The following is a 14,613-nucleotide window of genomic DNA, read 5'->3' as shown; positions in this document are numbered from 1 at the left end:
TCGCTATGCTAATATTCCTGCACTTTTTTGAGTTTTAATTTTTTGGAGTTACTTCCATGGCGGGTCATTCTAAATGGGCCAATATTAAGCATCGTAAAGCGAAACAAGATGCGAGTCGCGGTAAAGTTTTTACTAAATACATCCGTGAAATCGTGACTGCTGCAAGACTAGGCGGTCCAGACGCAGCGAGTAATCCTCGTTTGCGTGCTGTTGTTGAAAAAGCACTTTCAGTAAATATGACACGTGACACGATTAACCGTGCCATTCAGCGGGGAGCCGGTGGCGAAGACAATGATGATCTGAAAGAGATCACGTATGAAGGCTATGGAGTTGGCGGTGTTGCAGTTATTGTTGAAACCATGACCGACAACTTAAACCGTACTGTACCGGATGTCCGGCATTGTTTTTCCAAAACCAATGGGAATCTGGGAACCGCAGGTTCGGTTGCCTATCTGTTTACCAAACGCGGTGAAATCAGCTTTGAGGATGTCTCACTGGAAGACAAAATCATGGATATCGCGCTGGATGCCGGCGCCGAAGACATTGAAGTCAGTGAAGACGGCATTCTGGTGATTACTACGCCGGAAAGTTTCGGTGATGTACAGGATGCCCTGGCCGCTGCAGGACTGAAATCAGACAATGCAGAGGTGGTAATGAGTCCATCCACCAAAGCAGAAATTACTGATATCGATCAGGCAAAACAGATTATGAAAATGATTGATATGTTTGAAGATCTGGATGATGTTCAAAACGTTTATACCAATGTTGAATTCTCAGATGAAGTGCTGGAACAGCTTGACGCTTAGTTGCATGCTTTGACGCTGGACGGTTTCAGTTGAGTCAGTACAGATTAAAACGCACGGTTCGCTGTGCGTTTTTTATTTTCAGTAAAAGCTGTTGCATCATCCCGGACTATCCAGTTCCAGTCATGATGGATAGAAAATCCTGTGCCCTCAGTCATTCATACCCGGTCCAGTAAACCACTGCAATTAAATACCTTGTATTCCTTAATGACAAAACTGGAATGCAGTGCAACCACATGCTCAATCTTGCCCACCCGCTTTAATAGAATTTCACTGTAATTTTCCATATCCCTGGCAATCACTTCCACAATAAAATCAGCCGCCTGACCGGTAACCAGAAAAGCATTGATGACTTCAGGGATGTTTTCAAGTTCTTCCAGGAATCTGGCAAAGGTGTCGCTGTCATGTTTATTCAGGGACACCTGCAATAATACATGCAGGCTGAACCCCAGTTTCTCAAAATTAATATCGCGCTTCAGCCCTGTCATCACGCTGCTTTCAATCAGATTTTTTATCCGGCGATGCACCGAACTGACCGATAGATTAATACGCTCTGAAAGCTCATTCAGATTAAGGTCTTCGTGGGTCAGAATTTCAAGAATTTGTTTGTCGTAACGATCCAGTTCCATCACGGACTCCATCGATTGTGGTCATTCATGGCGGATGTGGACCTATAGTCATAAAGTGATATCAGGCAAATGATCAGGGTCAGGGGAAAACTTCCGTTTACTTCAACAACTATAAGGTCTGTAACTTATAGCCTGTGCCTATCAACTTGTGGTCAATAGCGTTTTCAGCCGAATCGAGCTCCTGTCGATGTTGTCAGCGTCCTTCTCCCAGATTCAGCTGACATGCTCTCTTCGATCCCCGTCTCACCCTGTGATATAAGTTACCGCTATCCTGCCCGAATTATTTCCCTAAAACAGATTAATTTCCATATTTTTTAATAAATATTTTCATATTTAAAAATAATTCCGGGAATTTTTATCAAAACCTGATATTTTACTGATTTTTTTCTCGTAACCCTGTCGTAAATTGCAATTTTATTCCACTGGATCTGATGAACAGCATGGTCTGTTCCCTGCTGTTTTATCACAGTGACGGATGTGCCGAGTACTGCTGAATCACAGGCTATTTTAACTTATGTATTTGTACTGTTTTAACTTATATACCTGGTTTTACATCCCACGCCAATCGACTCTGGCATTTCGTTCAGTCATATAAATGCGCTGTACATATTGCCCCAGTGGCAAATTCAGCAGATTTTGCTTATATTGAGTGAATTCTTCTGAGCCGGTCTGGTCATGCTCCTTTTCCCAGGGCGTTCCTTCCAGTTCGAGCAACGGCACCAGCATGGAACATACGGCAATATCAGCCAGACCCAACCGATCTGCAATGAAATAGCGGCAGCCATTCTGGACCAGGTAACCGTTCAGTTCGTCAATAATTGCATCCATCCGCTGCCGCGATTCGGCAACTTTGTCAGCATCGAGCTGATAACTCCTGGACACCAGCGTTTTGAGAATCGGCTTGGAAAATTTCTCAAACTGCCGCAAATACCCTTTTTCACCAATCATGATTTCCAGTGACTCATCGCTGTCTGCCAGGGTATGTGCCAGGCCCCAGCGGCGGACATGGAATCCCAGTTCACTGGCCAGTTGATTGACCTGCAATGCAGCTTCCCTGAGCCGGGGGTCTGAGCGCAGCAACGCATGCTCGGGATACACATCATCCAGATACAGGGCAATCTGTGTTGAATCAGCCGTCCAGTGATCACCATCCCTGAGTATCGGCAGATTGTTCTGTCCTGTTTTCATCTGAGCAAAAGCCCGATGTACACCCGGTATTAAATTATGCGCAACATAATCAAGCGCTTTATGATCAAGTAACCAGCGGGCTTTCTCACAAAAATGAGATAAAGGAAACTGGTAAAGCGTACGCATAAATTCTCCGGATTATCTTTAAATGGCATACTGACACGGACAGCGGGCCAGCCTGAGCAGCCCATAAACGTCATCATACTGACTCTAGTCATCTCAGACCCGTGTTTCAATGTACATTATGTAGTGAATATCCGTCAAAAAATCCATGTTAATCTGTTGAACTATCTATTGATTATGATCAGTTTATAATGTCATTCCGGGCATTTTAGCGTATTTATCGGAATCTGCTGTCTGACAGACTCATCCCTCATCCCGGCATGAATCATGCCTGAATCCGGGAAAAAGAATCCGGTCACGCCAGGCCATGCAGCTTTTTAAGGCAGTTGTCTGCCATGACCTGACTTTGTCATGGCTTTCATGTAAAATCATCCACAATTTTTATATTACACTTTGTGAGTCATTTCATGGGTTTTAATTGTGGTATTGTTGGCTTGCCTAACGTCGGTAAATCCACCCTGTTCAATGCATTAACCAAAGCTGCCATTGCTGCTGAAAACTTCCCATTCTGTACCATCGAACCCAATACCGGAATTGTGCCGGTACCGGATCCGCGTCTGGACAAACTGACTGCCATTGTAAAACCCCAGCGTGTAATTCCCACCAGTATGGAGTTTGTGGATATTGCCGGACTGGTCGCCGGTGCATCCAAAGGTGAAGGACTGGGCAATCAGTTCCTTGCCAATATCCGTGAAACAGATGCCATTGCCCATGTGGTCCGTTGTTTTGAAGATGAAAATGTGATTCATGTCAACGGCAAAATTGACCCATTGGATGACATTGCCACCATTAACACTGAACTGGCGCTTGCTGACCTGGAAACCGTGGCCAAGGCAATTACCCGGCTGGCCAAATCGGCAAAAGGCGGTGATAAGGAAGCGGTTGCCACCAAATCCGTTCTTGAAAAAATTCAGCCTCTGCTGGACGAAGGAAAACCTGCCCGTGCTGCTGATCTGGATGATGATGAACATAAACTGGTGCGTGGTTTCGGTTTAATGACTTTAAAACCAACCATGTATATTGCCAACGTAGCAGAAGATGGTTTTGAAAATAATCCGCACTTAGACGCTGTGAAAAAGTTAGCTGCTGAGGAAAATGCCATTGTGGTTCCCCTCTGCAACCAGATTGAAGCGGAAATTTCATTGCTTGAAGATGAAGATCGTGCTGAATTCCTGGAAGCACTGGGTATGCAGGAACCGGGGCTGAATGTTGTGATCCGTGCGGGCTATTCCCTGTTGGGGCTACAGACTTACTTTACCGCCGGTGTCCAGGAGGTACGTGCATGGACTGTAAAAACAGGAGCAACTGCACCTCAGGCTGCCGGTGTGATTCACACCGACTTTGAAAAGGGCTTCATCCGTGCAGAATGTGTTGCCTATGACGACTTTATTCAGTTCAATGGTGAAAATGGTGCCAAAGAAGCAGGTAAATGGCGGCTGGAAGGTAAAACCTATGTTGTACAGGATGGCGACATCCTGCATTTCCGCTTCAATGTATAAAGTTTGAATATAAAAAACTCCCGTTACCGGGAGTTTTTTTATCATTCATCAGCGTATCAACCTATTGTTGCATGCGTACTTTTTGCATTCATTTCTGCGCGTTGCTTTCTCGCTTCGTTCAGCATAATACTCTGTAGTTCCTTACGAAAACCAAGTAAAAAGATCAACTCCGCCAATACAAATAACGGGCCGATGATTAATCCCTGCAAATCATCAACGAATGCGGGTTTTTTCTTTTCATAATAATGTCCAATGAACTGAAAAACCCATCCGAAGACAAAAATACCGACACTGATGGCAAGCCAGCTCATGGTATCCATCTGGGCAATCTGCCACGCAAATGGATACGCCACTGCCAGCAACAACGTCAATATGCCACCAAAGATACGATCCAGATTCAGATAATAAATACCACTGATCACAATCAGCACCATGGCCAGTGTAACATCAAAACCTGAGACCATAAATCCTGCCCGTGCAGTCAGACAAAGGATCGAAAATACAATAACTGGGACACCAATAAAATGTGTCACAATATTTTTATGATCCAGATGATATGCTGCATATTTACTCAATACCTGTTCGAGTCTGGTCATGACATTCTTCCTTGTAAAATTCATTTTTATACCATATAAAAAAACAGAGCACAGGAATGTCAGATAGCTGACAACTTTACAAGAAATATTAAAAGGACAAACAATGCACGGAACCGCACACCTGAAAGACCTTGAAAATAATACATGGTTTTCCGCACTGCCCCAGCGATTTAAAACACTCCTACTGGAGCATGCCCGATATCTTCGGTTGGATAAACAGCAGAGCATTTTTCATGCAGGTGATCCCTTTAATGGGCTTTATGCTGTGTTGGACGGTGCCGTTCGCCTGGGCTATATTGACCTTGAGGGCAAAGAAGCGATTGCAGCCATTGCCGAACCCTTTATGTGGTTTGGTGAAATCTCACTGATTGATACCCGGCCACGCTCACATGATGCCATCACCATACAGAAATCTGTGATTCTGCACATTCCGGGAACCAACATTCAGCATTTATTACAGACAAACCCCGAACTCTGGTATCATCTGGCACAATTGGCTACGCATAAACTCCGCTACGCTTTCAGGGAGCTGATTGCAATTCATACACAGCCCCTCACCCAGCGGCTGGCTCAGCGACTGCTGTTTATTCTGAATGGTTATGGCAATCATCTGCATATTGAAAATAATGTCATTCATCTGTCACAGGAACAACTCGCGCAAATGCTGATGTGCTCAAGACAGACCATTAATCAGGAATTGCATCTGCTGGAAAAAAAGGGTTTGTTAAAAGTCTCTTTCCGCAAAATTGAAGTGCTGGAGATAGAAAAACTGACCGAAGCCGCCAACGGCATTATTCAGCTTTCATCGGGTTAAGCAACATTCTGAGGTAAGATTGTATATAACCAGTCTGTCAGTAATCACACCTTCAGGAGAACAAAAAGTACATGCACAGGACAGTCATATTCAGACCGTAATGTCCTGTCAATTGAACATCAAATGGACCTGTCATCCGTACGTTTACAGAATTTCACCGGAATAACAATCCATCATTTCAAGACATATATTTCTTAAAGGAAAACATACAGAACCCTTGTTTTTTCAGCTAAAAAATTATCATATATTGCGAAAATGGTGCTATTACCATAGTCAAATAAGCTGAAAAACCATGAAAAAAATCGCAACCCTGTTCACAGTCAGTCTCTTCACAATGCTAAGTGCCACAGCATTTGCATGTCCCAAAGGAACCACCATTACCGGCGGAAGCGGTCCCAACCATAAAGGCGGGAAATGTGTCGGTGCTTCAGGCCTGGTAAAAACCACAACCCGAACCAGCCATACGGCCGTTAAAACCACCCATGAGAAAGTCAGTCAACCTGCTGAAAAAGCAGCAGATAAAACTGCAAAAAAAGCAAAAGATACCGCAGCAGCGGTAAAACATGATTCAGCAATCACTGCAGGCACAGCAACAGAGAAAGTAAAATCGAAAAAAACTGAAGCGAAAAGCAGCACTTCAAAGGCAAAAGCTGATCTTAAAGCGCTGACTAAATCCTGATCATTTAAAAAAGCGGGATCAGGCATCCCGCTTTTGTTGTTTTCAGACCATTCTGCAAAGAAATTTTTAAGAGATGGATTTTTAAAAGCCATTAAAACAAATTGCTATAGGCTTTTGTATTGCCCTGAGCCGGGTTATCAATTGCATCCTTACATTGCAATTTGTCACGCTCATAGTCCCGCTGTTTCTGAAGCAGTAAACTGTCCTTTTCAAGCGTTGCACGGGCCCAGCTATCCAGGCTGGTCAATGCCTTACGGCACAATGCATATTTACCTTCCGTCACAGAGTCTGTCATCTTGACATGAATACGCCAGTCGGTACTTAATTTGCGTATCGGTTTACGTACTTTTGCTTCAATTAAATTCAACTGTTTACGGTAAACAAAAGCATCAACCTGGTTCATCAGTTTCCATGCTGCAGCCGCATAGACAGTCGCGTCATTGGTCAGTACAGGCGCGGCTTTAATTTCCACTTTCTGCTTTTGCCCTGAACCCGACTCCGACGACTCACCACACGCCTGTAATCCAACCACAGTAACGCCCAGCATCAACAAACATAAGCGTGTCTTTATGACTGACATGATTAAATCACCCGAAATAAACCATCCGGCACTATGCTAGTGAATTCGGGTTGAATACACAATCATCATTTTCCATTTTAATCTTCTTTTCAGTGGCAGATGCCACCTCTGCTTGTGTCAGCTATTTTAAATTCAGGTTCATTGCCCCGCTTAGCTCCGCCGGCCTGCAGCATCATTGCAATAACGTGATCTGAATATATACTTCATAAAACTATTATTTTATGTGAATCAAGGCTTAACACCGGTTGCAGTTCTGCTATGCTTAAAGCTCATCGCATTAAGATTAAGCACGGATGATTCATATGAGCGTAAGCATAGGCACTCCACTTCAACCCTCTGCCTTTCGGGTTCTGTTACTGGGTGCAGGTGAACTGGGCAAGGAAGTCGTGATTTCACTGCAACGCCTGGGCGTGGAGGTACATGCTGCTGACCGTTATGCACATGCCCCTGCCATGCAGGTTGCCCATTTCTCCCATGTCCACAACATGGCTGATGCCGCTGAACTCAGAAGACTGATCGAAAAAGTCAGACCCAATTTAATTGTTCCAGAAATTGAAGCCATTGCAACTGAAGTGCTGCTGGACATTGAAAACAACCAGACCGTAACGGTCGTTCCCTCTGCCAGAGCCGTCAATTTAACCATGAACCGTGAGGGAATCCGCCGGCTGGCAGCCGAGGAACTGGGTCTGCCCACATCCGCCTATCGCTTTGCAGACTCACTGGAAAGCTTCCGGGCAGCCTGTGATGACATTGGTTACCCCAGCTTTGTCAAACCAGTCATGTCATCTTCCGGCAAGGGCCAGTCCCGTATCAGCGAATTTGCAGAAGTTGATGCCGCCTGGGACTATGCACAGACCGGCGGACGCGTCAATCAGGGCAAGGTCATTGTCGAATCACAGATTAATTTTGACTTTGAGATTACCCTGCTGACGGTACGTGCGTGTAACCCGGAAACCGGTGAAATTCAAACCCATTTCTGTGATGCCATCGGTCACCGTCAGGAAGCCGGTGATTATGTAGAAAGCTGGCAGCCACAGCCCATGTCAGAGTCGGCACTTGAAGAGTCCAAAAGGATTGCCCATAAAGTCACGGCAGCGTTGGGTGGCTGTGGTGTTTTTGGTGTGGAACTGTTTGTCAAAGGTGATAAAGTATGGTTTAGTGAAGTGTCTCCCCGCCCACATGACACAGGCCTGGTGACACTGGCATCGCAATTTCAGAGTGAGTTTGAGTTACATGCCCGCGCCATTCTTGGCTTAGCGGTCAATACCCGTCGTCACAGCATTGCAGCCAGTGCTGTAATTTATGCAGGTGTGGATGCTGACAATCTTTCGTATAGCCATCTGGAACAGGCCCTGGCAAATCCGGACACTGACCTGCGCCTGTTTGGTAAACCCGAAGGTTTTAAACGCCGGCGCATGGGTGTTGCAACTGCCCGTGCCGAAACCACGGATCAGGCCCGTGAAATTGCAGCGGATGCGGCGGCAAAAGTCACGGTTAACAGCTAAAGTTACCTCATAGTTTATACTTGTCGGACCACATTCATGATTAAAACCCTTCCTCTGCTCCATTGTGTATCCGATGATCACGACATTCAGGCGATTAACCAGTGGCGTACCGATGTCGAACAGCAGTTGCAGGAACGTTTTGATCAGGGCCAGAGTATCCGTGAAATTGTCCGTGCCCGCTCAGACTCCATAGATGAAGCCTTAATTTTTATATGGAACCATGCCGGACTGAGTCAGATCCAGCTGGGGTTATTTGCCGTGGGCGGATATGGCCGCCGGGAAATGCTGCCCTATTCAGATGTTGATCTGATGATCCTGTCAGAAGGGGAACTGACCGAAGAACAGGAAAAAATCGTCTCTGCCTTTATTTCTTCACTGTGGGATGTCGGTAATTTTAAGCCGGGGATCAGCGTACGCAGCATTCCCAGTTGTTATGACCAGGCCAGCAGTGACCTGACCGTTGCTACAACGCTGATCGAAGCGCGCCTGATCACCGGAAATCCTCATCTTGAAAAATGGCCCCGTCAGATTGTTTCCCAGACCTGGACCGACAAAACTTTTTTTGATGCCAAAATGGATGAACAGGCCCGGCGTTATGCTCAGCACAACAATACCGAAAGCAACCTGGAACCGGATATTAAAAATGCACCGGGCGGCATTCGTGATATCAACCAGATTGGCTGGATTGCCAAACGTCACTTCCGGGTCAATCGTATCGATGACCTGGTACATCTGGGGTTCATCTCCGAGTTTGAACTGGGGGTACTGGAAGAAGCGGAAAGTTTTCTATGGGAAATCCGCCATCATTTACATCGCCTGACCAAACGGGATGAAAACCGCCTGCTGTTTGATTATCAACGTGAAATTGCAGCCAAATTCGGTTATGTCCGGGAAGAAGGCAAGCATATTAATTATCCAATTGAACAGTTCATGAAACGTTACTACCGGACGGCTCAGTCGGTGACCACGCTGAATGAAATGCTGCTTGCCTACTTTTATGAATCCGTCATTGCACCACGTCTGCCGGGTTATGAGCGCAATATTGAACATATCAATGAACATTTCAAACTGGTGGATGGCAAACTGGCGGTACAGCACCATAAAATTTTTGCAGAAAATCCGAGTGCAATTCTCGAGATTTTCCACTTACTGGCAAATCGTCCGGAAATAGAAGGCATTCGTGCACGCACACTGCGCCTGTTGATTCTGGCGGCACGGCGTATTGACCAGAACTACCGGAATAACCCGAAACATCAGGCCCTGTTCATGGCGATTATCCGCTCCCCCTATCGCCTGTATGACACACTGGTGTCCATGAAACGCTATGGCGTCCTCGGAAATTATATTCCGGCATTCGGACAGATTATGGGGCTGATGCAATATGACCTGTTCCATATCTATACCGTGGATGCGCACACGCTGTTACTGATCAGAAATTTAAACCGATTCAGGGAACCGGAATTTGCCCGGGACTATAGCGTGGTCAGCTCGGTATATCAGCGACTGGTCCGCCGCGATATTGTGCTGCTTGCTGCATTATTTCATGATATTGCCAAGGGCCGTGGCGGTGATCACAGTGAACTGGGGGCTGTGGATGGCGTTGAGTTCTGCCGGGCACATGGTTTTACCGAGCGTGAATGTAACCTGGTGGCCTGGCTGATTCAGAATCACCTGTTAATGTCCATCACTGCCCAGAAAAAAGATATTTCCGACCCGGATGTGGTCAGGGAATTTGCTGAAAAACTGGGGGATATGGAACATCTGGATTATTTGTATACACTGACCGTTGCCGATATCAACGCCACCAATCCCAAACTGTGGAACACCTGGCGGGCCTCCCTGATGCGACAGCTGTATACCCATGCACGGGATCTGATCCGGTCTGGGCTGGGGCGTCCTGTCGACTATCAGATGCTGATTGAAGATACCCGGTTTGCAGCCAGTGAACAACTGGTCAACGACTTTTCCCTGGAAGATGTGGAAAAAGTCTGGCAGGAACTGGGAGATGAATATTTCCTCAAGGAGTCTGCCGATGAAATTGTATGGCATACCCGCGCCATTTTACAGCATGGTGATAACCCAGCCCCGCTGGTACTGATACGTGCCCACCGCAAGGCAGCACAGGATGCCGTACAGATCTTTATTTATACCCAGGACCAGCCAAATTTATTTGCAACCACCGTGGCGGTACTGGACAAAATGAACCTGGATGTCCAGGATGCCCGCATTATTACTGCAACCAAGGCATTCAGCCTGGACACCTATGTGGTCCTAGATCGCTTCGGGACCCTGCTGACCGACCCGGAACGTGAACATACCGTACAACAGGCACTGATCCAGGCCTTGAGTAATGCAGATGTCTATCCAGGCCTGATGCAGCGCCGTATTCCAAGACAGTTGCGTCATTTTGATATTGAAAATACGGTTGATATCAGCCTGAATGAAGCACTGCAACAGAATATGATCGAAATCTCAACGCTGGACCAGCCGGGTTTACTGGCCCGTGTCGGTGGAATCTTTATGATGCAGGGGCTGGACATTCATTCTGCCCGGATTGCCACACTGGGAGAGCGGGCGGAAGATATCTTCTTTGTCACCAGGAAAGATGGCACGCCACTGCCACAGGAGCAGGCACAGCTCTTTGCCAGTCAGCTGAAATCCGCACTGGATGAAGCATCCAGCCTGGTCTCCAGCCAGCATGAATTTTAAAAGCATTTATTGAAATCGGTACATCGTTCATGAACCCAAGTCTGTCCCTGCTACACCCTTATCCTTTTGAAAAGTTAAATCAGCTTTTTCAGGATATTCAGCCCGCCAATTTACCGCTCATTCCCCTGTCAATTGGTGAGCCTAAACATCCTGCACCTGAATTTGTAAAACAGGCCATTATTGATCAGCTCAATCATTTATCCAGTTATCCAAACAGCAAAGGCCTGCCGGATCTGCGCCGAAGCATTGCCGACTGGCTGAACAGACGCTTCCAGCTCAATCACATCAGCGCTGAAGATCATGTGCTGCCAGTTTCAGGCACCCGTGAAGCCATTTTTTCCTTTGTCCAGGCCTGCATTAACCGTGACGAAGCGCCCTATGTGGTCATGCCCAACCCCTTTTACCAGATTTATGAGGGCGCAAGCCTGCTGGCCGGTGCCAGACCGTATTTCATCAACTGTACTGAAGCGAACCAGTATCTGGGAGATTTCGATGCTGTACCGGCCGAGGTCTGGGAAAAAACTGCATTATTATTTGTCTGCACACCCGGTAATCCCACAGGTGCAGTACTTTCCGGCGAACAGCTGAAAAAACTGATTGCACTTTCAGATCAGTATGATTTTGTGATTGCCTCTGACGAATGCTATTCCGAATTGTGGTTCGATGAAGCCCCGGTCGGCCTGTTGCAGGTCTGTGCTGAAATCGGACGTGATGATTATAAAAACTGTGTGGTTTTCCATTCACTGTCCAAACGTTCCAACCTGCCTGGTCTGCGCTCCGGTTTTATTGCAGGTGATGCAACTTTACTCAAACCTTATCTGCAATATCGCACCTACCACGGTGCTGCCATGCCGGTTCAGCATCAACTTGCATCCATTGCGGCCTGGAATGATGAAACCCATGTCGAAGAAAACCGTCAGCTTTATCGTGCAAAATTTGAGTTATTTCAGCATGAACTGGGCGGATTGCTTGCTCTGCAAAAGCCGGACGCCGGTTTTTATTACTGGCTGAACGTTGAGGATGATGAAAAATTTTCCCGAATGTTGCTGCAACACGCCAATATTAAAGTGTTGCCTGGCCGTTATTTGTCACGAAACACTGAACATGGAAATCCCGGCGAGAATCATGTCCGCATGGCACTGGTTGCCGATATTGCGCAATGTGAAGAAGTGGTCCGGCGGTTAAAGACCATTCTTTGATTTCTGATCATCCGGAAAACAAAAAACCTCAAAATTGAGGTTTTTTGTAGAGTTATAATTCATTAAAAATCAAAACTGGCACTCAGCATAAAGGTGCGTGGTTGACCTGCAACTAAATAACCATTGTTGGTATTACCTTCGTTATTGATATTATCGTATAAGCCAACCGACCCCCAATAATCCTTATCAAACACATTATTAACCATAAAGTTAAACGTTGTCGGAATCTGACCAATCTTTGTTTTATAGATAGCGCCGAGGTCCAGGGTTGTCCAGTCATTTACCTTCAGATTATTATCCAGGCTGGCATAGGTTGATCCGGTATATGTGATCTGAGCATTCAGTGAAATGTTCTGAGGAATTGGTAATTGCCAATCTGCTCCTAAATTTGCCTGGAACTTTGGAACACCGACTTCATATTTTCCGTCATAAGCTGCATCTCCAGTATCTTTTTGCCTGGCATGCATCCAGGTCAACCCACCCAATATTTTTATATCCTCAGTTAATTTTCCATAAGTATTTAATTCCATGCCACGATGGACATACTCACCACCATCACTCAAATTACCATTTTCCATGATGCCACGTTGTTTATTGATGTCATATAAACTGATGCTCGCACCAATCAGATCATTCTCATATTTGGCCCCGATTTCTTTTTGTTTAGCCACAAATGGTTTGAGTGATGTATTTACATTATTTACTGTGCCATTTAAACCTTTTGCCAATGACTCGATATAATTACCATACACTGAGATTTCAGGTGTAATTCTATAGGTTACCCCAACGGCTGGCGTAAATTTACTTTTATCATAAGATGGATCCTGCCCTCCGTTATCATATTGATAATTTTCCTGCATTATCGTCTGATAACGCCCCCCCAGCATAACGATCAATTTATCGTCCAATGCCTTTAGATTATCGCCAATGGCAATACTCCTTAGCCGAGTCCTGGTCTGGAGTTTTGGAGAGCCCATATCATTACCACGCCACATTGGTGTTAAAGCTGGTGGCTGATCATAGCTCACGGGCCGATAAATATTGGTTGAGAATTGATTCCCCATATCCATGAAATAAGCATTTCGGGTATTTATCTGGAATGCAGAAGCTGACACCACAAGATTGTGTTCAATCGGACCAGTATTGAATTTACTACGAATTCCAACTTCCCCAGTATTCACCATATCCTTACGGGCATTATCAAAACGATAAAAAGTTCCATCGCCTGTCGCTGCATTTGTTAGTGTGACATTCCCCAGACTATTCTGCTCTTCTCCATGTCTGAAACCATATGCTGCGTACGCCGTTATGGCATCATTCAGATCATATTCAGCACGGTAACTGCCAAAATAGTCTTCTTCATTGGAATATGACCATTTCTGGGCAAAATTATCAGAACTATCTACAGCCGAAGGGACTGAAGTGATGCCGCTACCCAGGGTCACACTTGGACGGGTCTTCTTTAAACGATTATTGGTATAGCCCATATCTCCGGATAAACGTAAACGGTCCCCACGGTAATCCAATCCAATTGAAACCACGCCTAAAGAGTTTTCTTCATCATCCACCGGTGTATCACCACCGTGGTAAGCCGTATTCAAGCGTACCCCGAATTGCTGATCTTCACCAAAACGATGCGATAAATCACTGGAGATATACCCCCCGTTAAAATCTGTCCCCACTGTGACTCGATTTAAGGGATCATTACCTGCCCGTTTTGGCAGTACATTAATTACCCCGCCAATGCCGCCGCCACTTGGCGCTGCACCATTTAAAAATGAAGAAGCCCCCTTAAAAACCTCTACTCGTTCAAAGAGTTCAGTTGGAATATACTGACGGGGTAAAATTGAATACAAGCCATTATAAGCGGTATCATCTGAGCCCAAATTAAATCCCCGAATATAATAGTTTTCCTGGAAATTACCAAAACCACGTCCAACCCGAACACTCGGATCAGCTTTCAGCACGTCACCCACACTTTTTGTCTGACGTTCCCGAATATATTGATTGGTATAGCTGGTCAGGTTAAAAGGTGTATCCAGATTTTTCTGATTGCCAAAAATGCCGACCCGACCACCTTTGGCAACCTGCCCACCGGCAAACTCCCCCATCAGACCTTCCACCGATGCATCAGCACTTGCCACAATATGAATCGTATCCAGTTTTGCAACCTGATTATTGTCGGCTGCTGTCTGATCTGCAGCAAGCTGCTCCGCATACACTACACCACACGTTGACACATATGCCATCATCATGGCCAATGGTTTGAGCTTTAACATCAATATTCCA

Annotated in this window: 12 protein-coding genes; 6 read left to right on the top strand and 6 right to left on the bottom strand. The window is 45.8% G+C overall.

All coding sequences use genetic code 11. The features are described 5' to 3' along the window. The first annotated feature begins 56 nt into the window (after positions 1–56). The gene (locus tag ACT6PV_RS05805; protein ID WP_445115501.1) at positions 57–806 is read left to right on the top strand and encodes a YebC/PmpR family DNA-binding transcriptional regulator; all 750 of its coding nucleotides are present in this window, start codon (positions 57–59) and stop codon (positions 804–806) included. Between the two features lie 155 nt (positions 807–961). Here ACT6PV_RS05805 and ACT6PV_RS05800 read toward each other — a convergent pair whose 3' ends face one another. Both ACT6PV_RS05800 and ACT6PV_RS05795 read right to left on the bottom strand, forming a co-directional pair. Beyond that, positions 962–1,432, bottom strand: a complete 471-nt coding sequence (locus ACT6PV_RS05800) for an Lrp/AsnC family transcriptional regulator (protein ID WP_445115500.1) — start codon at positions 1,430–1,432, stop codon at positions 962–964. A gap of 549 nt (positions 1,433–1,981) precedes the next feature. Beyond that, positions 1,982–2,746, bottom strand: a complete 765-nt coding sequence (locus tag ACT6PV_RS05795; protein WP_445115499.1) for a glutathione S-transferase family protein — start codon at positions 2,744–2,746, stop codon at positions 1,982–1,984. Positions 2,747–3,150: 404 nt separating this feature from the next. Here ACT6PV_RS05795 and ychF point away from each other — a divergent pair, with 404 nt between their 5' ends. Further along, entirely contained in the window at positions 3,151–4,242 is a 1,092-nt protein-coding gene (gene ychF / locus ACT6PV_RS05790) for a redox-regulated ATPase YchF (RefSeq protein ID WP_445115498.1), read from the top strand. A 56-nt stretch (positions 4,243–4,298) separates the two neighbouring features. Here ychF and ACT6PV_RS05785 read toward each other — a convergent pair whose 3' ends face one another. Further along, entirely contained in the window at positions 4,299–4,838 is a 540-nt protein-coding gene (locus ACT6PV_RS05785) for an Mpo1 family 2-hydroxy fatty acid dioxygenase (RefSeq protein ID WP_445115497.1), read from the bottom strand. Between the two features lie 103 nt (positions 4,839–4,941). Here ACT6PV_RS05785 and ACT6PV_RS05780 point away from each other — a divergent pair, with 103 nt between their 5' ends. Further along, the gene (locus tag ACT6PV_RS05780) at positions 4,942–5,652 is read left to right on the top strand and encodes a Crp/Fnr family transcriptional regulator (RefSeq protein ID WP_445115496.1); all 711 of its coding nucleotides are present in this window, start codon (positions 4,942–4,944) and stop codon (positions 5,650–5,652) included. 495 nt (positions 5,653–6,147) lie between these two features. Here ACT6PV_RS05780 and ACT6PV_RS05775 read toward each other — a convergent pair whose 3' ends face one another. Beyond that, the gene (locus ACT6PV_RS05775) at positions 6,148–6,423 is read right to left on the bottom strand and encodes a hypothetical protein (protein WP_445115495.1); all 276 of its coding nucleotides are present in this window, start codon (positions 6,421–6,423) and stop codon (positions 6,148–6,150) included. Beyond that, positions 6,423–6,911, bottom strand: a complete 489-nt coding sequence (locus ACT6PV_RS05770; protein ID WP_445115494.1) for a hypothetical protein — start codon at positions 6,909–6,911, stop codon at positions 6,423–6,425. Before ACT6PV_RS05770 ends, ACT6PV_RS05775 begins: the two co-directional genes overlap by 1 nt. Before the next feature lie 293 nt (positions 6,912–7,204). On the opposite strand from ACT6PV_RS05770, the gene purT reads away from it, so the two are divergent. From purT to dapC, 3 genes are read left to right on the top strand one after another with little or no spacing between them, the layout of a single operon-like run. Then, a complete protein-coding gene (gene purT, locus ACT6PV_RS05765) occupies positions 7,205–8,416 on the top strand; it encodes a formate-dependent phosphoribosylglycinamide formyltransferase (protein ID WP_445115493.1) in 1,212 nt (403 codons plus the stop codon). A gap of 36 nt (positions 8,417–8,452) precedes the next feature. After that, complete coding sequence (gene glnD, locus ACT6PV_RS05760; RefSeq protein WP_445115492.1) at positions 8,453–11,125, top strand: [protein-PII] uridylyltransferase; 2,673 nt, start codon at positions 8,453–8,455, stop codon at positions 11,123–11,125. A 29-nt stretch (positions 11,126–11,154) separates the two neighbouring features. After that, positions 11,155–12,324: a succinyldiaminopimelate transaminase gene (dapC, locus tag ACT6PV_RS05755; RefSeq protein WP_445115491.1), complete on the top strand. Its 1,170-nt coding sequence runs from the start codon at positions 11,155–11,157 to the stop codon at positions 12,322–12,324. Positions 12,325–12,386: 62 nt separating this feature from the next. On the opposite strand, the gene ACT6PV_RS05750 is transcribed toward dapC, so the two are convergent. After that, entirely contained in the window at positions 12,387–14,603 is a 2,217-nt protein-coding gene (locus tag ACT6PV_RS05750; protein WP_445115490.1) for a TonB-dependent receptor, read from the bottom strand. Positions 14,604–14,613: the final 10 nt, after the last annotated feature.

This window comes from Acinetobacter sp. WZC-1, assembly GCF_052544965.1.
Note: the sequence above shows the minus strand (reverse complement) of the source record. Positions and strands in the feature narration are given on the sequence as shown.

What these genes read in the sequence shown, in the direction of transcription:
- ACT6PV_RS05770 (WP_445115494.1), bottom strand. Translation starts at nt 6,911, where the DNA reads ATGTCAGTCATAAAGACACGCTTATGTTTGTTGATGCTGGGCGTTACT.
- ACT6PV_RS05750 (WP_445115490.1), bottom strand. Translation starts at nt 14,603, where the DNA reads ATGTTAAAGCTCAAACCATTGGCCATGATGATGGCATATGTGTCAACG.
- ACT6PV_RS05805 (WP_445115501.1), top strand. Translation starts at nt 57, where the DNA reads ATGGCGGGTCATTCTAAATGGGCCAATATTAAGCATCGTAAAGCGAAA.
- ACT6PV_RS05775 (WP_445115495.1), bottom strand. Translation starts at nt 6,423, where the DNA reads ATGGCTTTTAAAAATCCATCTCTTAAAAATTTCTTTGCAGAATGGTCT.
- ACT6PV_RS05780 (WP_445115496.1), top strand. Translation starts at nt 4,942, where the DNA reads ATGCACGGAACCGCACACCTGAAAGACCTTGAAAATAATACATGGTTT.
- glnD (WP_445115492.1), top strand. Translation starts at nt 8,453, where the DNA reads ATGATTAAAACCCTTCCTCTGCTCCATTGTGTATCCGATGATCACGAC.
- ychF (WP_445115498.1), top strand. Translation starts at nt 3,151, where the DNA reads ATGGGTTTTAATTGTGGTATTGTTGGCTTGCCTAACGTCGGTAAATCC.
- purT (WP_445115493.1), top strand. Translation starts at nt 7,205, where the DNA reads ATGATTCATATGAGCGTAAGCATAGGCACTCCACTTCAACCCTCTGCC.
- dapC (WP_445115491.1), top strand. Translation starts at nt 11,155, where the DNA reads ATGAACCCAAGTCTGTCCCTGCTACACCCTTATCCTTTTGAAAAGTTA.
- ACT6PV_RS05795 (WP_445115499.1), bottom strand. Translation starts at nt 2,746, where the DNA reads ATGCGTACGCTTTACCAGTTTCCTTTATCTCATTTTTGTGAGAAAGCC.
- ACT6PV_RS05785 (WP_445115497.1), bottom strand. Translation starts at nt 4,838, where the DNA reads ATGACCAGACTCGAACAGGTATTGAGTAAATATGCAGCATATCATCTG.
- ACT6PV_RS05800 (WP_445115500.1), bottom strand. Translation starts at nt 1,432, where the DNA reads ATGGAACTGGATCGTTACGACAAACAAATTCTTGAAATTCTGACCCAC.